The organism is Paraburkholderia sp. SARCC-3016 (genome assembly GCF_031119615.1).
Taxonomy (GTDB): domain Bacteria; phylum Pseudomonadota; class Gammaproteobacteria; order Burkholderiales; family Burkholderiaceae; genus Paraburkholderia.
The window spans coordinates 311,054-333,595 of record NZ_JAVHZD010000001.1 but is presented as its reverse complement, the minus strand read 5'-3'; the positions used below and the strand labels follow the sequence as shown (position 1 = coordinate 333,595).

The 22,542-nt window shown below is 60.0% G+C and carries 27 protein-coding genes and 1 pseudogene; 7 read left to right on the top strand and 21 right to left on the bottom strand.

All coding sequences use genetic code 11. The annotated features are described in order from the left end of the window. Positions 1-4: 4 nt before the first annotated feature. From QYH69_RS01495 to QYH69_RS01420, 16 genes are all read right to left on the bottom strand, one after another. Positions 5-328, bottom strand: a complete 324-nt coding sequence (locus QYH69_RS01495; protein WP_308830150.1) for a hypothetical protein — start codon at positions 326-328, stop codon at positions 5-7. Between the two features lie 428 nt (positions 329-756). Then, positions 757-2,865, bottom strand: a complete 2,109-nt coding sequence (locus QYH69_RS01490; RefSeq protein ID WP_308830149.1) for a hypothetical protein — start codon at positions 2,863-2,865, stop codon at positions 757-759. Positions 2,866-2,893: 28 nt separating this feature from the next. Continuing rightward, entirely contained in the window at positions 2,894-3,361 is a 468-nt protein-coding gene (locus QYH69_RS01485; protein WP_308830148.1) for a hypothetical protein, read from the bottom strand. A 255-nt stretch (positions 3,362-3,616) separates the two neighbouring features. Further along, positions 3,617-3,907, bottom strand: coding sequence for a hypothetical protein (locus tag QYH69_RS01480; protein ID WP_308830147.1), 291 nt, complete (start codon positions 3,905-3,907; stop codon positions 3,617-3,619). Then, entirely contained in the window at positions 3,885-4,307 is a 423-nt protein-coding gene (locus QYH69_RS01475) for a DUF5681 domain-containing protein (protein ID WP_308830146.1), read from the bottom strand. Before QYH69_RS01475 ends, QYH69_RS01480 begins: the two co-directional genes overlap by 23 nt. A gap of 29 nt (positions 4,308-4,336) precedes the next feature. Beyond that, entirely contained in the window at positions 4,337-4,720 is a 384-nt protein-coding gene (locus tag QYH69_RS01470) for a single-stranded DNA-binding protein (protein WP_308830145.1), read from the bottom strand. Next, positions 4,717-4,905, bottom strand: a complete 189-nt coding sequence (locus QYH69_RS01465) for a hypothetical protein (RefSeq protein WP_308830144.1) — start codon at positions 4,903-4,905, stop codon at positions 4,717-4,719. Before QYH69_RS01465 ends, QYH69_RS01470 begins: the two co-directional genes overlap by 4 nt. A gap of 207 nt (positions 4,906-5,112) precedes the next feature. Beyond that, complete coding sequence (locus QYH69_RS01460) at positions 5,113-6,264, bottom strand: helicase RepA family protein (RefSeq protein ID WP_308830143.1); 1,152 nt, start codon at positions 6,262-6,264, stop codon at positions 5,113-5,115. Beyond that, positions 6,261-7,187, bottom strand: a complete 927-nt coding sequence (locus QYH69_RS01455; protein WP_308830142.1) for a toprim domain-containing protein — start codon at positions 7,185-7,187, stop codon at positions 6,261-6,263. The genes QYH69_RS01460 and QYH69_RS01455 overlap by 4 nt, the downstream gene beginning before the upstream one ends. Beyond that, positions 7,181-7,486 (bottom strand): helix-turn-helix domain-containing protein, encoded by a 306-nt coding sequence (locus QYH69_RS01450; protein WP_308830141.1) that lies wholly within the window; start codon positions 7,484-7,486, stop codon positions 7,181-7,183. Before QYH69_RS01450 ends, QYH69_RS01455 begins: the two co-directional genes overlap by 7 nt. 9 nt (positions 7,487-7,495) lie before the next feature. Then, positions 7,496-7,741 carry a transcriptional regulator gene (locus QYH69_RS01445; RefSeq protein WP_308830140.1) on the bottom strand — a complete coding sequence of 82 codons (246 nt, stop codon included), beginning with the start codon at positions 7,739-7,741 and terminating at the stop codon, positions 7,496-7,498. Between the two features lie 109 nt (positions 7,742-7,850). Then, positions 7,851-8,483: a hypothetical protein gene (locus tag QYH69_RS01440; RefSeq protein ID WP_308830139.1), complete on the bottom strand. Its 633-nt coding sequence runs from the start codon at positions 8,481-8,483 to the stop codon at positions 7,851-7,853. Positions 8,484-8,595: 112 nt separating this feature from the next. Then, positions 8,596-9,066 carry a hypothetical protein gene (locus tag QYH69_RS01435; RefSeq protein WP_308830138.1) on the bottom strand — a complete coding sequence of 157 codons (471 nt, stop codon included), beginning with the start codon at positions 9,064-9,066 and terminating at the stop codon, positions 8,596-8,598. Between the two features lie 142 nt (positions 9,067-9,208). Further along, positions 9,209-10,132, bottom strand: a complete 924-nt coding sequence (locus tag QYH69_RS01430) for a hypothetical protein (protein WP_308830137.1) — start codon at positions 10,130-10,132, stop codon at positions 9,209-9,211. Further along, positions 10,125-10,406, bottom strand: coding sequence for a hypothetical protein (locus QYH69_RS01425; protein WP_308830136.1), 282 nt, complete (start codon positions 10,404-10,406; stop codon positions 10,125-10,127). Before QYH69_RS01425 ends, QYH69_RS01430 begins: the two co-directional genes overlap by 8 nt. A gap of 8 nt (positions 10,407-10,414) precedes the next feature. After that, positions 10,415-10,882, bottom strand: a complete 468-nt coding sequence (locus QYH69_RS01420; RefSeq protein WP_308830135.1) for a hypothetical protein — start codon at positions 10,880-10,882, stop codon at positions 10,415-10,417. Between the two features lie 481 nt (positions 10,883-11,363). Here QYH69_RS01420 and QYH69_RS01415 point away from each other — a divergent pair, with 481 nt between their 5' ends. Together QYH69_RS01415 and QYH69_RS01410 are read left to right on the top strand one after the other, a co-directional pair. Continuing rightward, the gene (locus QYH69_RS01415; RefSeq protein WP_308830134.1) at positions 11,364-11,603 is read left to right on the top strand and encodes an Arc family DNA-binding protein; all 240 of its coding nucleotides are present in this window, start codon (positions 11,364-11,366) and stop codon (positions 11,601-11,603) included. Positions 11,604-11,647: 44 nt separating this feature from the next. Next, complete coding sequence (locus QYH69_RS01410) at positions 11,648-12,115, top strand: hypothetical protein (RefSeq protein ID WP_308830133.1); 468 nt, start codon at positions 11,648-11,650, stop codon at positions 12,113-12,115. Positions 12,116-12,292: 177 nt separating this feature from the next. Here the strand turns inward: QYH69_RS01410 and QYH69_RS01405 are convergent, their stop codons facing one another. Next, on the bottom strand, positions 12,293-12,784 hold the full coding sequence (locus tag QYH69_RS01405; protein WP_308830132.1) for a hypothetical protein: 492 nt from the start codon (positions 12,782-12,784) through the stop codon (positions 12,293-12,295). A gap of 174 nt (positions 12,785-12,958) precedes the next feature. On the opposite strand from QYH69_RS01405, the gene QYH69_RS01400 reads away from it, so the two are divergent. Continuing rightward, positions 12,959-13,960 carry a hypothetical protein gene (locus QYH69_RS01400; protein WP_308830131.1) on the top strand — a complete coding sequence of 334 codons (1,002 nt, stop codon included), beginning with the start codon at positions 12,959-12,961 and terminating at the stop codon, positions 13,958-13,960. Positions 13,961-14,117: 157 nt separating this feature from the next. Here QYH69_RS01400 and QYH69_RS01395 read toward each other — a convergent pair whose 3' ends face one another. The 3 genes from QYH69_RS01395 to QYH69_RS01385 form a co-directional block, all read right to left on the bottom strand. Further along, the gene (locus QYH69_RS01395; RefSeq protein WP_308830130.1) at positions 14,118-14,882 is read right to left on the bottom strand and encodes a DUF3800 domain-containing protein; all 765 of its coding nucleotides are present in this window, start codon (positions 14,880-14,882) and stop codon (positions 14,118-14,120) included. Between the two features lie 229 nt (positions 14,883-15,111). Then, positions 15,112-16,221, bottom strand: coding sequence for a hypothetical protein (locus QYH69_RS01390; RefSeq protein ID WP_308830129.1), 1,110 nt, complete (start codon positions 16,219-16,221; stop codon positions 15,112-15,114). Positions 16,222-16,490: 269 nt separating this feature from the next. Continuing rightward, positions 16,491-17,855: an amino acid permease gene (locus QYH69_RS01385; RefSeq protein WP_308830128.1), complete on the bottom strand. Its 1,365-nt coding sequence runs from the start codon at positions 17,853-17,855 to the stop codon at positions 16,491-16,493. Between the two features lie 252 nt (positions 17,856-18,107). On the opposite strand from QYH69_RS01385, the gene QYH69_RS01380 reads away from it, so the two are divergent. The 3 genes and pseudogenes from QYH69_RS01380 to QYH69_RS01370 all read left to right on the top strand — a co-directional run bounded on the left by QYH69_RS01380 (position 18,108) and on the right by QYH69_RS01370 (position 20,140). Continuing rightward, positions 18,108-18,902, top strand: a complete 795-nt coding sequence (locus QYH69_RS01380; RefSeq protein WP_308830127.1) for an alpha/beta hydrolase — start codon at positions 18,108-18,110, stop codon at positions 18,900-18,902. 159 nt (positions 18,903-19,061) lie between these two features. After that, positions 19,062-19,784 (top strand): 16S rRNA pseudouridine(516) synthase, encoded by a 723-nt coding sequence (locus QYH69_RS01375; RefSeq protein WP_308830126.1) that lies wholly within the window; start codon positions 19,062-19,064, stop codon positions 19,782-19,784. A 168-nt stretch (positions 19,785-19,952) separates the two neighbouring features. Continuing rightward, a pseudogene (locus tag QYH69_RS01370) lies at positions 19,953-20,140 on the top strand (hypothetical protein). On the opposite strand, the gene QYH69_RS01365 reads toward QYH69_RS01370, so the two are convergent. Then, entirely contained in the window at positions 20,132-21,196 is a 1,065-nt protein-coding gene (locus QYH69_RS01365) for an NAD-dependent epimerase/dehydratase family protein (RefSeq protein ID WP_308830125.1), read from the bottom strand. The pseudogene QYH69_RS01370 and the gene QYH69_RS01365 overlap by 9 nt on opposite strands. Before the next feature lie 134 nt (positions 21,197-21,330). Between QYH69_RS01365 and QYH69_RS01360 the strand changes: the two genes are divergently transcribed. Then, entirely contained in the window at positions 21,331-22,362 is a 1,032-nt protein-coding gene (locus tag QYH69_RS01360) for a CDP-6-deoxy-delta-3,4-glucoseen reductase (RefSeq protein ID WP_308830124.1), read from the top strand. The last annotated feature ends 180 nt before the right edge of the window (positions 22,363-22,542 follow it).

Genomic DNA, 22,542 nt, shown 5'->3' with positions numbered 1-22,542 from the left:
GACGTCACATTCCAGAGTCGGCGAATGGCGTATTTAGCGTTCGCTTGCCCTGTTCGCGTTTCTCATTGTCCACGCGATACGCATCGATTCCCGCGAACGGATTTGTACCACCTCGAACTGATGTTTCGAGACTCGCATTTGCCATACGCTCGTCGTCGAACTGCGGATCGATCTCGTACAGGTAATTACGCAGTCCGTCGAAGTTATTCAAGATCGCGTCAAGTTTTGCGTGAACACGTTCCAGCCGTGTATTGAGATACCAGCCGTGTGCGAACCAGAGCACAATGGCGGCACCAATTACGGTTTTCTCTACGTCGCTGCCAAACATATAGATCTCCCTGAGGGCGTTCATTTTTGACGAGCAGCACTGGTGGATTGCCGTCCTTCTTCGCGTTGCGTATTCTATGTTGGATCTTTCGGGATATATCTCATGAGCGTCGCGCCAGCCGTTGTCGGAACCGTGGTCGCAGCTAACACCGCAGGTGTTGGCACTGGCGGTCAGGTCCTGATCTACATCGCGGCGGCTATACTGTTTGGCCTTGTCGGACTCGTCCCATTGCTCGCTAGCGCGCCAGCAGCTACCCGGCGCCAGTCAGATTGGACCCTTGTCGAACGCGATGTCCCGCAAGCAGGACAATCGGAAGTTCTCCTGCCCCAAAGCAGCGTGATCATCGACGGCGACATCAGGGAGGTCGCAGAACCGCTGAAGCTGGCGGGCGGAGATCCCCGATGGGGCCGCTGATCGCCATATGTCCTTCATGGGCGGGTCGGGGCCGCGAGCTGCGGAATCATCAACGCAGGAACGTACTGCAACTGTCGCGTTATGCCATTCATGAGGCCACCTGTGACGGGTGCCCGTGCCCCGGCCGCTCTCGCGTCCAGATAGGGTAGAAACGACTGCGGATTGAGCAACATGTCGCCCAACTGGTTGTTCAGCCGCGCGCCGACGAACGACCCGTTCAGCAAACCGCCGACGCCGCTGCCAAGCGCAGAGCCGACACCAGCGCCTGCCGGGCCAAACATGGCCGCTCCGCCCGCAGCGCCAGCCGCTTGCGCCGCACTACCCAGAACTCGGCCGATCGCACCACCCTGGAAGTTGGAGCCATACAGTCGACGCGGCAACCAGCCGTTGGCGGTGATGTTGTACGCAGTGTCGCTTCCCGGCGATCGGATCGAGTTTGAAACGGTTGCGCGCTGGAGGTCCTGCCCGATGCCCTGTAGTGTGTTGAGAGCGGCCGGGTCGATGCCGAACTGCGCGCCATTCATCGCCTTCGTAAGCGCCGACCGGTACGGCATCATCTGGATCTGGGGAACCTGTCCGGCATTCATTGCCCGCGTTCCCAGCCCGTTCGCGATCTGCTGACCTACCTGCATGGTGTTGACCGGGGTGCTCATCTGCGCATAGGTGTCTGACGCCTGCTTGACGCCCGGGATATAGGTCAGCGTCCAGTTGTCGATCTTTTGCTGCAGAGCCTTCAGCGAACCGGCGCGAGCCGTGTTCCCCGCACGCTGTGCTTCGCCGATCATGTCGTCCAATGCGCGCGAGGTGTAGTCAAGCGCCGACCCGTTGATGGCTTTGGAAGACGGTGTCGGCCACACCGGCTGAATTCCGCGACCGACAGAAGCATCCAGCGAGGCAGTGGCGTTGGCGCGTTGCATTGCTTCCTGCATCTCCGGTATCTGCGCATAGCGCATGAAGGCCGGGCCCACGTTCGCGGTCGACCGATGCGCGGCGTCGTATAACGGTTGGGTCGTGGCTGTACGCGCCTGTTGGGCGGCCTGCAGATCGACCGGCGTTTGCGCAACACCCATCAGCGCTTGCCAGCGCGCATTGTTGTTGTCGATATTGCGTTGCTCGAGCGTAGTCCTGAACGTGGGATTGCTGTTCGCGGCGGCTTTTTCAGTCTGCACCAGGAACGGCGTTGCACCCGCTTGGGCGGTGGTTGGCACAGACCCGGGCACATAGGTCGGCGCGCTCCGGATGTTGCTTGCGACCTGTGCAGCATCATCGCCCACGGCATTAGCGAATTGCCGACCAACATAGCCCCGCGGATTCAAGATCGGAAACGCCGCGCCATACAACGCGCGGCCAGCACCAGCGACACCACCCAGCAACGCAGGCAAAGCCGCTCCAGTCCCTGCACCTATCAGTGCATTCTTGCCGGCCTGTTGCCAGTATGGCTGGCTCGCGTCGATCGAGCCAGACGCAGCCGACAGCGCAGCACCGGTTGCGGCATTTCCCACTCCGGCACCAATGAGGCGCCCCGCAGTGCCGCCCATCATCGGAAGCGCTGCAATTCCATCACGAATCGCCGCACCAGCTCGAGCCACGCCTCCCATGGGAATGAGCATCGGGGAGATGATGGCCGATGCCTGCTCTCCCGGAGACGCTGTCTGACGGAACCGTTGGTCGCTTGCGGCCTGGGCGGCGACATCGCTGTTCGCCGTGTTAGCAAGCCAATCGCCAAGCGCAGAGCCACGAACGCCAGGAATCATGTTGGCTCCGCCAGCAATGCCCTTCTCCAGGAGATTGATCGCGTTGTTGCCGAAGCTGCTAACACCGTGCAAAGCACCGGCTCCGATCTGCTGCAGGTTGCCCAACGTGTCAGGCGATGCGCCGCCAGCAGCGAGATCAGCGGCTTGTGAATTGCCCTGGGGGTTAGCTTGAGCTGTCGCTCCGGGCGCCGTGGCGCTGATCTTTTCACCCGCAGCGGCATCGGCCGCAAACCGTTGGGCGATTGTCATTGCAGGCGCAGGCTGCGCGGGACCCCCAGCTGCACCAGCAGCAGCGTCAGCGGCAAACTGGTCGGCAAGACTCATTGAAGCGCGCGGCGCGCTCGCGGTCTGCATATCAACGCCATTCATTTGCTTCTCCCTTGATGAATTACCAGTGTCAAAACGACGGAACGATCGTGTAGTTGTCGGTCGCGCCGTTCCTGATCAAGTTGTTTGCATCGAACCCGCTTGCCGAATACAGAGCGGGTTGAGCCGGTACAAACACCCCTTGGACGCCGGTCGTGTTGTTTCTGACGAGGATGTTTCCTCGCCACTCGTTGGACGGCGACCATGTGAACAGCGTCGCTGTCGTCGGAGAGTTCCAAACGACTTCCGACAAGAACACGTCGAAGAAACGTGCTGTCCCGTTCAGCCAGTCGATGGAACGCTGGAGCGATATGGCGCCCGTCTTCACACTGCCGTCGTAGCGCCCGGTCTTGCCCAGCAAATCAGTAAAGCTGATCGGCGGAGCGCTCTTTCCCGCGAGCGACAGCACCATCGGGTCTAACATGCCGAGCGGAAGAGCTCGCCCAAGTTCGTTGGCGATTTGAGACATGGATAACGGCAAAGTGGCTGGTAACGTCATTTCGAATCCTTGCGATTGAGAGTGTTGGGAGATCAGTCAGCGGTACAAGCGATCGAGGTCATGCCAGGTCGTACCTTCGGGCACCTCCTCGAAGGGCATCCCTCCGGGACGGGCAACAAGTCGAGGCCTGTTTTCCTTGTCGCCAAGCGCGGTTATTACGATCAGACTCGCTGCAGTAGGCGGCGTCTGCCGCTGTTCGAGCTGCGTGATACGCGTTTTAAGGTTGTTGCCCGCCATTACCTTGCCCTCCAGTGATCACGATTCGTTTTGTCGTCCGGCGTCGGTTGCGGCGCCTGCCCTAACCTTGCGAACGAGAAATCTGCCTGCCACACGTTGACGCCTGATTTCCGCGATCGCCTGTTGCTCCAATTCAGATGCTGACTGGCCGGCTGCACACGGCGTATAGGCTCCGTTGACCGTTACGCCATCAAATCCGTTTTCGTTATCCGGAGCGATGATCCGGCGAATGATGATCGGCGCGTCGCTTTTGCCCCGTCGTTGTTCCAGGTACCCCACGCGCGTCTTAAGACTGCTGTTGCTTGCCATTTCCGTTTCCCTCCAGTGCCTCGATTCGCTTTACAAGATCATCGACCTCGACAATCCTCATTTGCGCAGTGAGTACCTGCATTACCGCGGTGGCCTCGTCCGGTGTGATCTCGCCCGCGGCCATTGCCGCCATCACTGCTTCTCCCTGCTCCGCCAGAGAGCCGCTCAAACCCTGAAGGCTGATCGGTTGATCCTTCGACTTGATCGCCGGAATGCAACGGTCGATACAGATGCGTAGCGCGGTTGTATCGCCCGCCAGCGCCAGCTCAACAGCCTTCTTCACAAGATCCGCGGCGTGCGGTTGCAGCAGCTCGCGCAGCGCCGTGCGCTTGTCGCGTGCGCCCTTCGGCTTGCCTGCCGGATTTCCGCTTTGCCCTTTCCTGAATTGGCCGCCACTCATTGCGCTGCAATCTCCCTGAAAAATTCACGTCAGAACTGAACATCGTCATCGGCAAACCCGGCTTCACCGGACGCACGCTTGTCGCCCGTAACCGTGACTGCCTTTCGCTTGCGCGCCACGTGATACGCCGTCAGGACCTTTTGCGCGACCATGCTGACGCTTGGCTTTACAGAGCCGTCTCGAGCCTCGTACGTGCTGACCTTGAGCGAACCAGTGAGCGACACGCTGTCGCCGTCCTCGAGCGCCAGCATCGCTGTCTTGGCCTCGTCGTCGAACACCACGACGTTCACGAACAGCGCTTCGCCGTCCCCGTCCGCAGCGCGGACATTCGCGGTCACAAACGTCTTGCCGGCGCCAGAGCGTCGTTGCTCCGGCTTTTTCCACAGCTTTCCCGCCACCAATGCATCGATCATTTCGCTTGCCCCGCCTGAATGACCCGCCAGATTTCCCGCCGCTGCGCGCTTGCTGCGGCATCCCCAGATCGGGCCCTGACCCGCTCGACGATTTCCCGAGCCGGCCCGAAATTGCCGCGCTTGCCTTCGTGCACCGCCCGCATGAAGTCGCTCCATGACTTGAGGCGCTCGTCAGACGTTCCCATGCAAACCCTCTCGCTGTTCGTTCCAAAGTTTGGCCTGTCCTGTCGCTCCGCCTCTGTAGATGGCCTGTTGAATCAGTCCCACGTATGTCGAAATCCCGTTACGGTTTCCCGACCGATTTCCCGTTCCGAACCCCTTAGGGGGTTTCGGGAATCGGGAAAGAATCGGCGTCCCGAAACTTCCCGAAATCGGGAAAATCGGGAAAGTGCCTACGCTGCCCATATCCAGTCCTCCCGCATTTCGTACGTGCCGGAACCCAGCAGACTGGTGAGCGCGGATTCGGTCCGCTCGCGCTTGCGCTTCGGCTCGACTGGAAGGACGGCCATGATTGCTTCCTTGGCGTCGTCCAGACGGACGCAGGGGCGGCCGACCGGAGCACCGCCCTTGGCGAAGTCCCGCGAATCCTTCAGCAACTGTTTGAGCACGCGGATCGCGATCTTTGCGTTCGCTCCGCTCGGCGGCTTCCGGGAACTCTGATCGCTGGACATGGATCGCTGGTCATCGGGCTCAACGACGCAGCTCGTGATCGGGTCGCCGTCGTCATCGGTGCCAAGTTCGACGGAAACGAGGCGGAAAGCCTGCGATTCACCGTCCACGCCATCGCGGGATTTGGCGACCTTGAAAGACCTGTGATCTCCGTCGCGCGAGACCTCGAGACAGCCGTCCATCGCGCCAAAGAAGGACGAGTGGCCGCGGGCACCGGCGGATGTGTCTTTCCCGGTGTGATGCACGATCAGGGCGAGGCCATCTATTGCACGCCGCAAGGCGTCGACGTTCTGCAGGAAAGCGCCCATCGAGTCCGACGTGTTCTCATCGCCACCCGGCATGCATCGCGCCAGCGTGTCGATCACAACCAGCCCGACCGGACCAATCCGGGTTTCTGCGGCGCGAATGGCAGAGACAAGTGCATCGAGATCTGCCACGCCGCGCAGCAGATCGACCGGCGACGGGACGATCTCCATCGCAACGTCTTCGAGGTCTTCTCCCAGAGAAGCACGCAAGCGGTCCGAGATACCAGCTTCGCCTTCCGCAGCGACATAGACCACGCCCGTTTTGTTGACGCGCCGCCCGAACCACGGCAAGCCGCGCGCAACAGCCAGCGACACGTCGAGCGTGAGAAACGTTTTGCCGGACGCAGAAGGCCCATAGATGGCCGCGACACCCTTTGCCGGGAATACGCCCTTGATCAGGTACTTCTGGCGCTCGCCGGCCAGCAGCTCGCTGACAGGAACGGCGCGGATATTAGTCGCAACAACGCTCGGTTGGTCGCCGTCGAAGCCGTCCGCTCTCGTTTCATCACGGTACTGGGTGATGTCAAAGACAGGCGCGCCATCAATCCAGTCGCGGAATTCGGGTTTCATGCCGCCTCCCGCAGGTAGTCGTTGGCATCCTGGCCCGCAGTCGGAGACATTGCGATGCGAACCTCTCGGTCCTCGCTCGCCCATGCGATGGCGCACGACTCGGCGGCCCGCTGTCCAGCGTTGTCGTGATCTGCCGCGATCAGTAGCGAGTCGACGCCGGGAAGGGTCGGGAATTTCGCGAGATTGCCGGCGTCAATCAAGGCCCATGCCGGTCTGAAGACTTGCGCGATGCTCAGCGCCGTTTCGATGCCCTCCGCCACGGCAAGGCCATGCGTAACCGCATCGTCGGGCCAGAGACGAATGACACCGCCCGCCTTGCGGTGACCGCCCAGCAACATGCGAGGCGGCTCGACGGCGGCTTTGGTGCCGTTTGCATTGATCCACGTCCGGTGCAGACTGATGGGTGCGCCAGAGACGATGTCGGTGACGAGCGCTGCAAGGCATGGTCCGGCGAACCCGTTCGGATGACGCCCGTTTGGATCGAACCGAAGCGCACCATCCGCTGGCGGGACGATGCATTGCCGGTTCTCGAGATAGGCCGCGCCAGCATCACTAACGGGACCGAGCCCGTGCCAGTAGGAAAGCCAGCGCGGATCTATGGTCGTGCGGATGTCGCGTTCGGGCTGCGGTGCGACCCGCACGGGGACGAGGCGGCGGGCGGGCGACGTGTCTGTCCATCCGGCGTCATGCGCGGCGCGAAAGAGCGTGCCGGCGCCGATGCTGCCAGATCCGAATGAACGCCAGACGGTCGTAGCTTCACGCTCGCCACCGAAGTTACCGCCCGATGCGCACCAGGTGACCCAGTCATCCACATCGAGCCCAGCAGCTTTGGCCGCCATGCCGATGCGAACCCATTCCGAGCGTTCGCAACCGGCGTCGAGATGAAAAAGCGCTGAACGCGCGCGGTCGATTTCGGTCAGCAAGGCGAAGCCTCCTGCACCAGGTGATAACGCGCTACGCGATGCTTGCGTCCTTCCGGCGTGTACTCATGCGCCCATACGGTCATGATCTCGTGACCGATCCGACGCAGCTCCATGACTCTCGCGGCGGGATGAAGCACATCTATCTGATGCCGCGCATCGATCGTGGAAAGAGAGCGATGCTGACGCAGGAATTCAAGAATCCGGCGCCGTTGAGCATCAGCGTCGTTTCCGTTAAACTGCCCTTGGTCTTTACTTTGAGCCGCACCTTCGTGGGTTGCGGCTTTTTCTTTATCTGTCATCCGACCTCCTCAAGCAGCCATAGCCTGATGCGCTTGATAGGCGGCGGGATCTTTCATCCAGCGATGCACTTCCTCGTTGCTGTAGACGGTGCAGCGCTCGGTCCAGCGCTGCGGCTGGGGCGCACGGCCTTCCTTAACGAGTTTTCGCCACGTCTCGCGACTTACCGGGATGAAGTGACGGAGCTGCTCCCATCGGGAGAACCCGACCACGGGAAGCGTCTCTGGGACTTTGCTAATTTCGGTATCTGCACGCATGCTTTGTCGCTCCTAGGCGTCGTTTGCATGTGGGCAGAATCGCAGCCATGAATCGGGCTGGTAAGTGAGGGAGTTACATTTTCCCTATCGGTGGCGCGACAGACGGTGACTAGTTGTCTGGGACAGGGACGCGATGGAGTTGCGAAACGTCGACAGGTGGGTGTCGGTTGGCGTGTTGGAGAGATGCGAGATATGCCGCGCACCGCTCCGCGCCCAAGAGGAACGCGCGAAGCCTTTGGGGGTCCCGTACGTCCGGACCACGATCCGTCGCGACGTTTGTGATCATGTGCGCCATCCACAGATGCAGCACGGAAGCAAACTCCCGTCTGACTTCCTCAAAGTACTTTCGGTCAACGCGATCGGAATCGAGATCCGCGTAAATTTCTGTCAATCTGTGTTTGGTCGCCCGGTAGTTCGTCTCCTTCAATTCCTGCGCTTGTCGGTACGCCTTTGCGAGCGATGGCTTTGAATCAGGTGGCGCAAGAAACATCTGGACGAATGGCCACGCTGCCGCCATTCCCCTGGCCGTCGATGTTTTCGCACGTTGCGCTATCTCGGGACGAGAAACGTCAGCGCACGATGTCAGAAACAGATATTCGTCGGCCGACAACACGACGCTCTGGCCCATCGCCGCGGCTCGGTCGTGACGGATGTACAGCGCAAAGGCTTTACGCGCCAGTTCATCACTCGGAAAAGCCATCAAGGCGGCGACTTCGTCGACGTCGACTTTGAGGTCTGGCATTCGATTCTGCATATCTCGACGTGGCGAAGTTGGGTTGAGTCTCCGCCACACATGATACCTGTGCGCCATTCGGCCAAACTCTGCGGCGCCGTGTCTGATGTGCCGTCGCATGTCAGAACGCGATCCGACCAAATACGGCGATGCAGTTGTAACCGTCCTTCCCGGAAGGGGGAATGTATACGACCTCTGCAGACACCCGCTTGTACTTGATACCGAAGCTCGGCAGCGCTCCCGGTCCGTGCCAACCCGAACCGTTCAGATAGCCAGCACGGATCGCGGCGAAAGCAGAGAGATTGTCGGTGAGCGGCACCGAATACTGGTAGCCACCGTACAACGCATACGCTTGCTGATGAAACGTGTCGTGATACGTCAAACCGCCGACGAACCAGCCAGACGGCGTGAAGCGGTATTCGAGGCCCCCGCCCCAGTTGTACTGGTTCACGTTATAGCCCGTCTCGCCGGCCGGGACATCGTGGCCGAAGTGCCACGATTTACCCATCAGGACAAGATCGGTTTCCGCCCTTGCGCTTGCGCACGCGAGCAGGCCCGCAGCCGCAGCTGCGATAAACTTGCAAACAGCCATGATGCGACCTCCGTAACAGGTCGTGTTGTGGTTAGGGACGGCTGGCGCGCCAACGCCTTCCGTCCCGCCTTTCTCAATGAATGAATGTGTCTGCTACGCTTCCTCCATGCACGGTGTATCTAGTCCCGAGCAAACATCCGTCTTAGGTTGCCGTGTCGGGTATTGAATGCGCATGTCGTTGTGCGATGCACGCGATCTGACTTCTGCGTGCGCCACGGTCGAAGGTCGACTTCGCCTGAGCCAAGGCTTGTCGCAATGCGTCCAATCGCACGAGGATCGCGGCGCGGCTACGATCGTCGAGTGAAAAGCCACCCTCGTTGTCGCAGGCACACATCTGCAACAGACCGATACCTAGATTTGCTTGGGCGCGGAATGTCTCCATGTATTGGTCCGGCGACTGCGGCAACCCGTCGACCTCGTCCCGTAAGGACTTCTGCGCTTTCTCGATGGTTTCGGACCTGTCGCTTCTGACCTCGAGATGCTCGTCGTCGGTCATGTCGACGCAGACCTTGTAGCGCTCGCCGCTTCGCCCGATCTTTACGATGCGCTTTGCACCAAAGATGGCGGCCTCGAACTCGTTTCTCTTTCCTCCACGGGAACCGGTATGCAACCAGTGCACTTGCACAAGCCGAGCGAGAAGCAGTGCGTCCCGATGTCCCTCGAATCTGACGTAGGACACAAATTTGTTACCGAATAACGCCGATCTGCCGTTGCCACAGCGCGGGATAACTTCTATGACGACAGTGCCCGCGGGAGTGGTGAGTCGCCCTTTGACGTGATTGCACTGGGCCTTCCACCGGACCGGTTCCATGGCCGTCGATCCCATTGCGTCGTCGACGTGTGTTCTGAGACGCGACATGAATGAACTGGAGAGCCAAGTTTCCACGGCATCAGCTTTGCCGTCGCGAAGCCAAGGCACCACTCGATTGAGCAGATCAGCATCACCGAATTGAACTGCCAATTGCATCACTTGCGCAGAACTGGTCAGGCGCTCGTTTGCGGGGACGGTGCGAATCCGTGCCTCTTGGCGCTGCGGGCGCACCAGCGCAATGACGTTGTCATGCATGGCGCGCCTCGCTGTAGTTCGCGCCACACGACTCGGCGCGCGCATTGATGTCGTTCATCAACATGTCCGACTGCTGCACGATAAGCCTCGCCAGAGTGCGTTCGGTTTCCGTGGCAACGAGCTTTTCCAATGCCCGGGCCAACGCACAGATGTTATCCGACGTTTCTTGGGATAGTTGATCGATGTTTTGGAGCGCGACGATTGCGACATCGAGTTCGGTCTTGACCGGCTGTGGTTCGCCCGAAGTGGGAGATATTTCGTCATCGATTCGCATATGACCTCCTAATACACCGCATCATTTGCGGCGAGTTGAGATGAAAAGCGCCTGAGCTGCCAGTCGCGGATTTGGACGAGTGCGGCCGCCCATTCGGCTGGTGACAGCTGGCGCCACTCATTTTCCGGCTTTGGCCACACGCGCCGCACCCGAAATGCCTCGATGTCGTGCCACGCAGGACTTGCCGGGTTTGCCGTTGTCGCGGGGCTGTATAGCGCCACGAATGCCGGAATGCCGGCCATTCGCGCGAGCTGGTGGATGACGCCCGTTGCCTTCTCCTGTCCGATATCGCGAGCGACCTCGACAAGAGCCAGCGGGAGCTTGTTGTCGTAGCCGTACTCGACAAATAGCACGCTATCCAGATCGGCCATCGTCATCGACGTGGCCTGACGCCTGCCCAGGTAGCGCTCAATCGACCGCGGTCGATGCCATACGCCATAGGCGCGATCGCGGATCAGGAACCGTTCTTCTTGCATAGTTATCGATCACTCGTTCTTTCTCGATTTTTCTCGAAACGTGTCTTGACCAAAGCATTCAGCCTTTCTTGCAAGTACGGTTAGCAAGAGAAGCAGATCAAGCATTTTTGCCGCGTGTAACGGGTTGATATGCCCAACCCAGTTCAACTCCCCGGACTCACTGATCATTACCTGAAGGCATGAGGACGACGGGATTTGCAGACAATCCGAATGCTCTGCAGCCCGACGGCTGCGGTATGCGCACAAATCCACCGTTCCTGCTAACGGTGCCCCCGGAAGCGGCCGGCTTTTGCGGCGCCCCAGAGGATGTTTCGTGAGTCGGATTTCAGAAATTTCGCTCATATGCCACCCTGTTGATTTGATCCACTCAGTGAGTGTGCACCGCGCCTTCGCCGACCCTATGCATACATTGGCGAGGATTGGCAATGAATGTAGCACGGTGCTTTATTGATTGCAAGCACGGTGCTACATATAATGCGGCATGGCCCGCGATGAACCTCAAGTCAATCTCCGAATCCCTGCCGCCTTGAAAGACAGGCTAGACAAGGCATCGGACAGGAACAAGCGCTCACTTACCGCCGAGATCGTTGCGCGGCTGGAAGAGAGTTTTTCCAAAGATCCAGCCCCGGTTACTCAGGTCGATCCGTATACACTGGACCTGTTCGCTGAGAAGGTCGGTCAGGTGCTTGACGAACGTGAGAAGAAACGCGCAAAGCGCTAGACGATATGCGCCGAGGCAAGCGACCGACTGCGGCGCAGTTCTTCATGTCGACGGTAAAACCAACCGTCGATGAGTACCTGGCCGACGTGAGCAACGTCCGGCGCGGACGTTTGGCGACGATCGTCCTGTACCACATGACTGATCATGCCGCGCTCGAGGGTTATGAGGGACGTGATCGCCAGGAGATGCAAGCTCGTGTTGATAGGTTACGACAAGAGTTGGTGAGCGCGTGCCCCGATTTCGCACTGGTTCATGACATAGCCGATGCATCAAAGCATGCTGTCCTGTCGGTGCCGAAAAAGTCGCCGCGCCAGATATCGACATCGGGGCAGATCCAGCGCATTGCAGGAGCGTATATGGGCGCCGCATATGTGACCGCCCCATACAACACTGGCTCTGCGGTCACGGTCACGTTTGATTCCGGGCACACACGTCCACTTTCTGGCATCGTGCGACAGGTTTTGATGATGTGGGAAGCGAAACTCTTTCCGGTCGGCCCAACGCGGCCGTAGACACCGCCGCATGCGATAGCTAACCTTGCCGCCCTGTACATCAAGTCCTATCGTTCAGTTGCTCGCGTGGTGGCGAGCGCCATTGACCATAGGTTCGGCCTCGCCTCGGCGGGGCCGTTTTTTCAATTTCTAAAGCGTCTCGCGAGAATGTCGAGTTGGCCGAAACGCCGCCATCGGTTATCGGTTCTTGGCTTCTTCGAACGTCAATGCAGAGAAATTCGTCATCTCTCTGAGAATCTTCACGACGTACGACGATCTGGTCTTTTGCTCAATTTCTCGTATGGACTCTTGTGGCAGAATGCCCGCACGGCACAGCGTCTCAACGTAATCCCACTCAGATTTTTCGAGTACCAAACCACCATCAAACCTGTCGTCGTTCTTTAAGCTGAGCAACTTTGCCACTTGCTGCGAGAGCTCGGCTGTAGCGCGCACCTTCGACAAAGCAAAAACCTCGGCGGAGCCGTTCCGGGTTAGATGTTGATGCAAGTACACCCGTTGCCCAATAACGCCACCAATCTCCTTCGTAGAAAAGATAAAAAACTCTCCGAAGAAATGCGGAATTCCACCTGTCCGATAGTCACCGGCCGACACAACTATGAAGACGTCGCCCAAGGCTGGGAAATGCGGAGACTTGAGACGGAGCAATTCAGAATATTCGTTGTTATCCATGTCATCTCCTAGGTGTGGAGACGTGAATATACAACCGTCATGCAATAGTCGCTAAAGCGCTCCCGAATATTCGTCAGGCATATTCGATGCAGATACGTTTTATCCACCCCACAGTAGTGCTAGGATGCGCACCAACGCTCAGGCCGGGCACCAGAAAAATATCGAAGGGGAACGATGGCTACGTCACGAACGCTCAAAATAACGGACGATAAGACCGCCTTCGCGGCTCTCGAAAAAGCATTGCAAAAGGAGCTCGCGGATGCTACATACAAGCTGGAGTTCGTCGACTGGCCGAAGGTCACCATCCGGTTAAATGGCCCTGGTTACAACAGTTCCATTACGTCGGACATCGCGGAAGCGATCGTTGAAATTCAAACGGCATTGAACCGGGCGTATTCCCGACTGGTACACGACAGCCCCGACTCTCGCTCGCTGACCGCCGCTGAACGCAACAATCTGCGGTTCAAAGCGAAAGTGAGCAAGGGCTCGTCGTTGATCAATATCGACCTCGGCGACTTCGCAAAAACACTCAGCACGGAGCTGTTAAGCAAAATGACGCCCGATCAGCTCGTCATCTCTGTCCTCGGTTTAGGCGCGATCGCAGCCAGCGTCGTAGCTTACAAGGGATATTTGAAGGTGCGATCGGACGACAGGAAGTCGCAGATCGACGCCGACAAGCAAATCGCACTGAGTCAGGAGGAAACAAAACGCCTCGACACGCTAGCAAGAGCAATGTCTGCAAATGCAGCAATTGCAGCCGCGAGGACGGACTTCGACGACGCGCGTAACTCGCTGCTGAAAAGCGTTGGTGACGCCAAAACGCTCGCGGTTAATGATGTGACGATCGATCGCGACACCGCTCGAACATTGTCTCTCGCCAAACGATCACCGTCCGAAGAGGCCCAGCTTAATGGAACCTACATGATCCTCAGTACCGACTTGCGCGCGACTGATTACATCAAGTTACGGGTGCGCCGCGTTCAGGACGAAAAAGAATTTTCAGCAACGTTTCAAGACAATAGCCTTGATCGAGCTCAGATAGGGCTGCTCCAATCGGCCGAGTGGGGTAGAACACCCGTTTATCTGAGCATTAATGCAACGATCCTCCGCGGCGAGGTTACGACCGCCAGCATCATTTCAGTTACGGCACAACCGGCTTCGGCCGCACGGCGATAGGTCCGCTGAAATTGGACCGAACGCGGAACTCGCATACCCGAGAGTTTAGCCAGCTTGACCTTAGGCTACCCTACAAGCTATGCTTGTAATACCAAATGGGTTGCGACTACGCGGCCGGCGCTAGGCTCCAGGGACTACCTTGGGGCCTTTCGCTTTTCTAGGGGAAGATTTTCAGGCCGTTGCCATTCACCACCCCGAAAGCACCAGCGAAGAACTTTCTCTCGAGCACTTCGAAAGCGCGATTGGCCTGCCCCGGCCGTAGAACCGACAGGCCGATCGGCCTTGCCATGAGGTCGGCGAGCTGCAAACCCTCCGAGTTGGATCTTTTGTCGCAGATAACTATGTCGAAGTTGTAGGGTGCGCCCGACCGGTTATCGCCGTCGCAAACCCTCCGAAACGCGAGCTCCAGATCGGCGTCCTCCTTTGCGCCGCGCGCCTCGCATACGACATGCGTGAGCGCCTCGTGTTGCCCCTGCAGCCTGAGGAATGCCCTCACGCGCTCAAGTCCGTACTGAATGCCGATGTGGTACGGATTGAACGGATGCGCGTAGCGCGCGCGTAGCCTCTGTTTTTCGATCACGACGGCAATGACGGTGAGGGGTAGATCGTCGATGATCGCCGTCAGCGCGTTTAGAAACGCCTCGCGCGGCTCCTTGCTGAGCTTCGAGAACGGGCCCCTCTTCCGTCGGATGTCGATCTCGTGCAGGACGACGCAATCGTGGCCGAAAGTGTCAAATTTGAGACGCTTGATACTCGGCACAAGCGTGTCCGCGTAGTCGGTCTTCTTCACGATGCAAAAGCAAAGCACGAACAGCGGATACTCCGCGTCGATTGACGTCAGGCTGTGGTCGCCGCTTTCGTCCACGAAGACTATGTAATCGCTATTCACTGCGTTTTCGCCCCCAAATGTTTCGTCGATCATAAACGCGCAGCGATCTGCTCAGACGTCTCTCGGTAGTAGTGCTGCATCAAGACCTCCAGGTCCTTGATACCGCTGATTCGAGACAAGGTGAGTACGTCGGCCTTTCGCGCGAGACGCGTGAGCGCTTCGCCGCGGCTATCGTGAAAACGCGGGTTTTAAGTGAGCAGCGCGTCGTCGGCCGCCCAGAAAGACGCCGTAAGTAGGGAGCGCAAATCGACGTCGTTCGTCCTTACGATTTCGAAGGGTATCGCTGCAACCAGTCAAGCACGCTGCGAACAACCTGCTCCGCCGTGAGAACCGCATCCCGCGCCTTTTCGGGCTGCAGATCGGGTGGTCCACCAGGAAAATCCTCAAGCATCCGCCCTGCGTGAATTCGCTGCCGTGCGCTGATCAGCATGCTTGCCCGCGTCTGCACTGACTTATCCAGTATCGCAGCTTCGCCGCCATATCCCGCGCTGGTGACCAGTTCCTCCAGCTTCCATCTTGAAGGCCGTTCCGTAAATGATTTTGAGCCCATGACACCAAGACCAAGCGTCTGGGCGTGCGACACGACGAACGTGAGCGAGGCTTCAACGAGCGCGGCCGCGAGCGTCGTCACAGTGACTGGTGCAGTTTGCGTGCTCGCCTGCCGCAGTTCCGCCACCATCTGGTTCCACCAAACGCGGAATGGACCGGTGCCAAGGGATTCAAGCGCCTCCGCGAAAGCCTTGAAGGGTTCAGCGGATTCTGGGCGACCATCTGAGCGCCGTGCTATGACGTCTTTCACCGCAGCATAAGCTCGCTCGCGAGACTCGTTTCGACGCGCCTGCGTAAAGTTGCGTTGTTGCGTCAGTTGCGTGCTCGGGGCGGCGAAGGCTTCCCTGCCTCGCGCATATCTAAGGATTCCTTCCTGCTCCACCAGAATACCGTTCAACACCATCATGGTCACGGCAACCTGGACGTCATTCCGTGAAAGTCCCGCGGTATTCCCACGCTCGACAATAACAGTGCGCTCAAGCCGTGCGCTCTGTGCCCCGTAGACACGCGCAGCTTCGTGCATCTCGGCGAAGACGAAATCAAATGCCTTGGGGTTCCGGTAATCCGGGGCCTCGGGCGGGTAGAAAATCAGCCACAGCACGGTATCGTTCGGCCCCGGCATTAATCGGCCGCCAACGCCGTACACCGTGGCTACGTATGGCATCGCATCTGAAATTTCTCCCGGCAGAAGCCCAACGCTACGCCCGGCTTCGACGAGCTCGCCAAAGGTCAAACCTGGGTCCGTTGGCGCAAGGTAGATGCTGCACTCGATGCAAGACTTCAAGAAACCAATCAGGCGATTTCGGTCGTGAATTGTCTGCATGGCTTGGTCGAAATGGAGCACAGAAAGGAGTCGTGTGATTCTAGCGACTTCCTTGGCGCGGAGCCCACACCGTGTAGACCGAGCGGCCGTCGTCTGGGGGTTGTTCTGGGGGTTTTTTGTCCGCTGCGGATTCAAACCTCCAGTACTGATATGCTTTTTTCGGAACTATTTCATTCCGGCCCTGGCACCAGTCATCCGCCTTCTCTTCTCTTCTCTTCTCTTCTCCCCTCCCGTCGCTCCCCCGCTGCACCGGCTTCGAGCCTCAACAATCAAACCGCTACCGGCGCACGCCGCTCCTTGATCCGATAACCTACCCACATCACAAGGAGCCAGATCGGCACAAGCATTACCGACACGTTCAAACCAGGCGTCATCGCAAGAATGACGATCACCATCGCCATGAACGCGAGGCAAATCCAGTTGCCGAACGGAAACCACAACGACCTGAACACGAGCGTCTGCCCTTCTTCGAGCATGGCCTTCCGCGTTTTCAGATGCGTGAGACTGATCAACACCCAGTTGAGCACGAGTGCGGCGACCACGAGCGCCATCAACACATCGAGCGCCTTCGCCGGAATCAGATAGTTGACGATCACGCACGAGAACGCGGCAGCAGCCGACACGCCGATCGCCCTGTACGGCACGCCGCGTGCATTGACCTTGAGCAGCGCCTGCGGCGCGTTGCCCTGCTCCGCGAGCCCATAGAGCATGCGACTGTTCGCGTACACACAGCTGTTGTAAACCGAAAGCGCCGCGGTCAACACAACGACGTTAAGCGCATTTGCGGTCACGCTCGAGCCAATCTGCGAAAAGATCATCACGAACGGACTGCCGCCGGCGGCGACCTGGCTCCACGGATACAGCGAAAGCAGCACGGCAAGCGAGCAGATGTAGAAAATCAGTATGCGATGGATCACCTGGTTCACGGCCTTCGGGATGCTCTTTTGCGGTTCCGCCGCTTCCGCTGCCGTGATGCCGATCAGTTCGAGTCCGCCGAACGAAAACATGATGACGGCAAGCGTCATGAAGAGCCCGTGGAAACCGTGCGGAAAGAAGCCGCCGTCGCGCCACAGATTCGTCACCGTTGCCTGCGGACCGCCTTCGCCGCTGATCAGCAGATAACCGCCGAACACGATCATGCCGATCACCGCGGCCACTTTGACGATCGCGAACCAGAACTCGGTTTCGCCATAGGCCTTCACATTGGCAAGATTGATCGCATTGACCACGACGAAGCACACGAGCGCGGACAGCCACGCGGGCACGCCGGGCCACCAGAAATGCACGTAATGGCCGACCGCCGTCAGTTCCGCCATGCTCACGAGCACGTACAGCACCCAGTAATTCCAGCCCGACAGAAAGCCCGGGAAATCGCCCCAATACTTGTATGCAAAATGGCTGAACGAGCCAGCCACCGGTTCCTGCGCGACCATCTCGCCGAGCTGCCGCATGATCAGAAACGCGATGAATCCGCCGATCGCATAGCCGAGAATCATCGACGGCCCGGCTGCCTGCAACACGCTCGACGAGCCGAGAAAAAGCCCCGTGCCGATTGCGCCGCCCAACGCGATCAGCTGGATATGACGGTTTCTCAGACCGCGTTTCAGACCGTCGTGATGAGGTGAACTATGCAAGATGCCTCGCTCCATGGTGTGGAATCGGATTCCGGCCGAACTTGTGGTTCGCCCGAAAAAAGGCGCCATTGTATCGTTCGTCCGGGTTCCTACATGTTAGGTCGCGCGTCGCGCGCAGGTCGGGTGCATGGACGGCAATGCGCTTCGTCGCCGGCCGCGTGACCAACCGCACCGTCTGCGACGCATTAGCGGTTGCTACGCATTCGCGGGTTAGGTATGTTGCCGTAATCCCGGCTCGGAAAAGGATGCAACATGTCGACAAAACGTCTGCTTTGTGCCGTTTTTCTGTGCCTGTCGACGGCCGCCGCGATCGTGCAGTACGTCCACGCACAAACCGCGTCGTCGGCTGACGGGCCGGTGCGTAATATCGTGCTCGTGCACGGCGCGTTCGTCGACGGCTCGAGCTGGAACGGCGTCATTGCGCGCCTGCAGAAGAAGGGCTACCACGTCAGCGCCGTGCAGAATCCGCTAACGTCGCTCGCCGACGATGTCGCCGCCACCCGGCGCGTGCTCGCGCAACAGGACGGCCCGACCGTACTGGTCGGCCATTCGTGGGGCGGCGAGGTCATCACGGAAGCAGGCGCGGACGACGCGAAAGTGGTCGGCCTCGTCTATGTCTCGGCGATTGCGCCCGACGTCGGCGAATCGCCGATGGACATCCTGAAACGCGGGCCGAAAATGCCGGCCGGCGACAACATCATTCGCGACGCGAACGGCTTTCTGTGGCTCGATCGGAACGAGTATCGCGCGAGCATCGCAGCGGACGTGCCGGCCAATCTCACGCGTGTCCTCGCCACGGCGCAGCAGCCGATCGCGTCGGCCGCGTTCGATGAAAAAGTCGACAAGGCCGCCTGGAAAACGCGGCCTTCGTGGTACATCGTCACGACGAAGGACCGCGCGGTGTCGCCCGATGTTCAGCGCTCGATGGCGAAACACATCGGTGCGAAGATCGTCGAGATTCCATCAAGCCATCTCGTCACGGTCGCGCACGCCGGCGCGACCGCGGATGCAATCGACAAAGCTGCGCGCGAATTCAGCAAGCAGTAGTAACGGCGCGGTCGCGGTCTGACTACGCGGCCGAACGCGAGACAACGAGCAATCGCAGATTCAGCAAGCTGTCCTCCCCGCCGTGCGTAGGTAAAATGCACGGTTTCGTCGCGCAACGTGCGCGCCGGTGCGGTCCCGCACACCGTCCATCACCGGGTCATGAATCTCGAAAGCATTCTTTTCTCGCAGGGCTTCGGCTCGCGCCGGCAATGTCGCGCGCTGATCGCGGACGGCCGCGTCGCAATCGCAGAGGCCGTGCTGACCGATCCCGACGCGGACCTCGACGTCGCCGGTCTCAAGTTCACCGTCGACGGCATCGCGTGGCCTTATCGCGAGTTCGCTTACCTGGTCCTCAACAAGCCGGCCGGCTACGAGTGTTCGCGCGAGCCGCAACATCATCTGAGTGTGTTCAGTCTGTTGCCGCCGCAGTTCGCTGCGCGCGGCGTGCAAAGCGTCGGCCGCCTCGATCAGGACACCACCGGTTTGCTGCTGCTCTCGGACGACGGCAAGTTCGTCCACGCATTCACCTCGCCGAAGCGAAAGGTGCCGAAAGTCTACATCGCCACGACGCGCCATCCGCTCGACGATCCGCAACTCGACGCATTGCGCAGCGGTGTGCTGCTGCATGGCGAGACAAAACCGGTCGCCGCGGTGGCGGCACATGCGCGCGACACGCGCACGCTCGAACTGACCGTGCTCGAGGGCAAATACCATCAGGTCAAGCGCATGGTGGCGGCGGCGGGCAATCGCGTCGAAGCGTTGCATCGCGAACGCGTCGGTGGCTTGGCATTGCCTGCGGATTTGCCTGAGGGTGCGTGGCAATGGCTCGACGACATCGAACTCGCCGCGCTGCGCAGTAACCGAAGCGGCAGCGGCAACTGAAGCGGCAACTGAAGCGGCGGCCGCGCGAACCAAACGCGAGCGTCTACGTGGGACTCCGTACGAAACCGCCGCGAAACACCGCGGCAGCGCTGCGACGCAGCATGCCGTTGCCTGCCCCGCCTTCTATACTTGGTTTCACAAGGAGTAGAAAGATGAGGGAGGGGCGCCATGATCCACTACGGCAATTTAGCGATTTCCTACGTGATGATGGGTTTCGTTTGTCTCGCCGCACTGACGTTGATCGGCGTTGTCGTCGCGATGCACGTCAGGCACAAGTACGACCCGAACTCGTCGGTGCGTTGATCGGCGGCCTCTTGTGTTTTCTGCTGCTCGAGGCGTTGCCGGGACTAATCTGAATGCTCGCGCATCGAGCGCAGAAAACCGTCGACATCGGGATAGCGCAGGCGCACCTTCAACTCGCGCTTGAGCCGCTCGTTCGCAAGACGCCGCGACTCGCGCATGAACGACAACATCATCGGCTCGAGCTGTTGCTCCGCTTCGGCACGCGACACGCGCGGCGCGCGAGGCAGTCCGTACGCGTCCGCGACGCGGTCGAAGTATTCGCCCATCTTTAGCGTGCTGTCGTCCGACGCGTGAATCACGCGCGAGGGACGGCCGTGCGTCGCCATCCGCAGCAGGATCGCGGCGAGATCGTCCGCGTGGATGTGATTCGTGTAGACGTCGTCGGCGTCGACAAGCGCAGGCGTGTGCCGTTCGAGACGCGCGAGCGGCAAACGGTTCGCCGCGTAGATGCCCGGGATACGGGCGATGCATGCGCTGACGGCGCCGCGTGCCGCCGCGCGACGCAACTGCCGCTCCGCCGAGACGCGCCGCTTCGCGCGTGCGTTCGCCGGCGCCACCGCCCGCGTCTCGTCGATCAGCGCGCCGCCGCAATCGCCGTACACCCCGCTCGTGCTCGCGTAGACGATGCGCGGCAGCACGCGCGGGCGGCGGGCTCGCTGTGGCCCGTCGGGTACAATATGCGTTTGGGCTGTTGCGTAGGGTGTCCACGCGGCGCGCAAGCGCCGTTGTCTGCCGATAGGCGTATGCGACACATGCTTCGCGCGCGTAATACGTGTGGTACGCGCGGTCCGTATGCGTCGCGCGGCAAGCGTGGCGAGCAGCGCGCGCGTGCGCGCGTCGTCGTCGCCGGTTTTCGGCGGCGGCGCGAGATGCAACACGGTCGGCGCAAGACCGGCAATGCGTGCGAGGCTGCGGCGCATGTCGAGATCGCCAACGAGCGGAATCGCGCCAGCCGCACGCAGTTCGGCGCAACGACTGGCATGGCTCGTCAGCGCGAAGACGCGCGTGGAGTGCCGCAGTTGCCGCAATTGCTGTACGCAGCGCGTTCCGACATCGCCGCATCCGACGATCAGCACGCGCGGTCTGCGCAAGGTTCGTGTCGCATTCATCGTGCACGCATTGTAGCGGTCAATGGCTGCTTGCATCGGCGCATGACGCAGGCCCGGTGCGGCGGCGCGAGCGGTCGCGGACCGCGCGATGAAGCGCTCCCACGAATTACTGACTTTTCGAGTTCGATTGATCTATGGCTTTTAACGTAACGATCCGGCAAAGCGGCCGGCAGTTTCAGGTGGAACCGGATGAACCGGTGCTGACCGCCGCGCTGCGCCAGGGCATCGGCCTGCCGTACGGTTGCAAGAACGGTGCGTGCGGCTCGTGCAAGGGCACGGTCCTCTCCGGTCAGGTCGAGCAGCGCCCGCATTCTTCGTCAGCGCTGTCCAACGATGAGAAAACCCGTGGCATGGCGCTGTTCTGCTGCGCGACAGCGAGCTCGGACCTCGAGGTCGACGTGCGCGAGATCAGCGGCGTCGGCGACATGCAGGTGAAGAAGCTGCCGTGCCGCATCAACTCGATCGAGCGCAAAGCCGACGACGTCGTCGTGCTGAAACTGCAGTTGCCGGCCAACGAGCGTCTGCAATATCTGGCCGGGCAGTACCTCGAATTCATCCTGAAGGACGGCAAGCGCCGCAGCTATTCGATGGCCACGCCGCCGCACGACGAAGGACCGATCGAGCTGCATATCCGCCATATGCCCGGCGGCACGTTCACCGACCACGTCTTCGGCGCGATGAAGGAACGCGACATCCTGCGCTTCGAAGCGCCGCTCGGCACATTCTTCCTGCGCGAGGATTCGGCGAAGCCGATCGTCCTGCTCGCGTCGGGAACGGGCTTTGCGCCGATCAAGGCGATCATTGAGCATGCGGTGTTCAAGAATCTGCAGAGGCCAATGACGCTCTACTGGGGCGCGCGCCGCAAGAAAGACATCTACATGCTCGAGCTCGCCGAGCAATGGGCGAAAGATATCCCGAACTTCAGGTTCGTGCCGGTGCTGTCGGAGCCGGACGCGAGCGACGCGTGGACGGGCCGCACCGGCTTCGTTCATCGTGCGGTCATCGAAGATCTGCCAGACTTGTCCGGCTATCAGGTGTACGCCTGCGGTGCACCGGTGATGGTCGAATCGGCGCAGCGCGATTTCACGCAGCATCATCGCCTGCCCGAAGAGGAGTTCTACGCGGATTCGTTCACGAGCGCAGCCGATCTCGCGCACCCGGTCTGATCGGCCGTCTCGCAGCGTACTTCCGCAAATTTATGGTTTACATCGCCGCCGGCCTTGTCGTATTCTTGCGCCCATGAACCGCATCCAGTCCGAACTCCGACGTCGCCGCTCGCCGCTCCCTTAGGGGCGCGTGGCTTCGTTATGAATTCGCGTCGGTGCATCACACGTCACACGCGATTC

Coding starts and splice junctions, on each gene's coding strand:
- QYH69_RS01495 (WP_308830150.1), bottom strand. CDS start 328: ATGTTTGGCAGCGACGTAGAGAAAACCGTAATTGGTGCCGCCATTGTG.
- QYH69_RS01490 (WP_308830149.1), bottom strand. CDS start 2,865: ATGAATGGCGTTGATATGCAGACCGCGAGCGCGCCGCGCGCTTCAATG.
- QYH69_RS01485 (WP_308830148.1), bottom strand. CDS start 3,361: ATGACGTTACCAGCCACTTTGCCGTTATCCATGTCTCAAATCGCCAAC.
- QYH69_RS01480 (WP_308830147.1), bottom strand. CDS start 3,907: ATGGCAAGCAACAGCAGTCTTAAGACGCGCGTGGGGTACCTGGAACAA.
- QYH69_RS01475 (WP_308830146.1), bottom strand. CDS start 4,307: ATGAGTGGCGGCCAATTCAGGAAAGGGCAAAGCGGAAATCCGGCAGGC.
- QYH69_RS01470 (WP_308830145.1), bottom strand. CDS start 4,720: ATGATCGATGCATTGGTGGCGGGAAAGCTGTGGAAAAAGCCGGAGCAA.
- QYH69_RS01465 (WP_308830144.1), bottom strand. CDS start 4,905: ATGGGAACGTCTGACGAGCGCCTCAAGTCATGGAGCGACTTCATGCGG.
- QYH69_RS01460 (WP_308830143.1), bottom strand. CDS start 6,264: ATGAAACCCGAATTCCGCGACTGGATTGATGGCGCGCCTGTCTTTGAC.
- QYH69_RS01450 (WP_308830141.1), bottom strand. CDS start 7,486: ATGACAGATAAAGAAAAAGCCGCAACCCACGAAGGTGCGGCTCAAAGT.
- QYH69_RS01445 (WP_308830140.1), bottom strand. CDS start 7,741: ATGCGTGCAGATACCGAAATTAGCAAAGTCCCAGAGACGCTTCCCGTG.
- QYH69_RS01440 (WP_308830139.1), bottom strand. CDS start 8,483: ATGCCAGACCTCAAAGTCGACGTCGACGAAGTCGCCGCCTTGATGGCT.
- QYH69_RS01435 (WP_308830138.1), bottom strand. CDS start 9,066: ATGGCTGTTTGCAAGTTTATCGCAGCTGCGGCTGCGGGCCTGCTCGCG.
- QYH69_RS01430 (WP_308830137.1), bottom strand. CDS start 10,132: ATGCATGACAACGTCATTGCGCTGGTGCGCCCGCAGCGCCAAGAGGCA.
- QYH69_RS01425 (WP_308830136.1), bottom strand. CDS start 10,406: ATGCGAATCGATGACGAAATATCTCCCACTTCGGGCGAACCACAGCCG.
- QYH69_RS01420 (WP_308830135.1), bottom strand. CDS start 10,882: ATGCAAGAAGAACGGTTCCTGATCCGCGATCGCGCCTATGGCGTATGG.
- QYH69_RS01415 (WP_308830134.1), top strand. CDS start 11,364: ATGGCCCGCGATGAACCTCAAGTCAATCTCCGAATCCCTGCCGCCTTG.
- QYH69_RS01410 (WP_308830133.1), top strand. CDS start 11,648: ATGTCGACGGTAAAACCAACCGTCGATGAGTACCTGGCCGACGTGAGC.
- QYH69_RS01405 (WP_308830132.1), bottom strand. CDS start 12,784: ATGGATAACAACGAATATTCTGAATTGCTCCGTCTCAAGTCTCCGCAT.
- QYH69_RS01400 (WP_308830131.1), top strand. CDS start 12,959: ATGGCTACGTCACGAACGCTCAAAATAACGGACGATAAGACCGCCTTC.
- QYH69_RS01395 (WP_308830130.1), bottom strand. CDS start 14,882: ATGATCGACGAAACATTTGGGGGCGAAAACGCAGTGAATAGCGATTAC.
- QYH69_RS01390 (WP_308830129.1), bottom strand. CDS start 16,221: ATGCAGACAATTCACGACCGAAATCGCCTGATTGGTTTCTTGAAGTCT.
- QYH69_RS01380 (WP_308830127.1), top strand. CDS start 18,108: ATGTCGACAAAACGTCTGCTTTGTGCCGTTTTTCTGTGCCTGTCGACG.
- QYH69_RS01375 (WP_308830126.1), top strand. CDS start 19,062: ATGAATCTCGAAAGCATTCTTTTCTCGCAGGGCTTCGGCTCGCGCCGG.
- QYH69_RS01365 (WP_308830125.1), bottom strand. CDS start 21,196: ATGAATGCGACACGAACCTTGCGCAGACCGCGCGTGCTGATCGTCGGA.
- QYH69_RS01360 (WP_308830124.1), top strand. CDS start 21,331: ATGGCTTTTAACGTAACGATCCGGCAAAGCGGCCGGCAGTTTCAGGTG.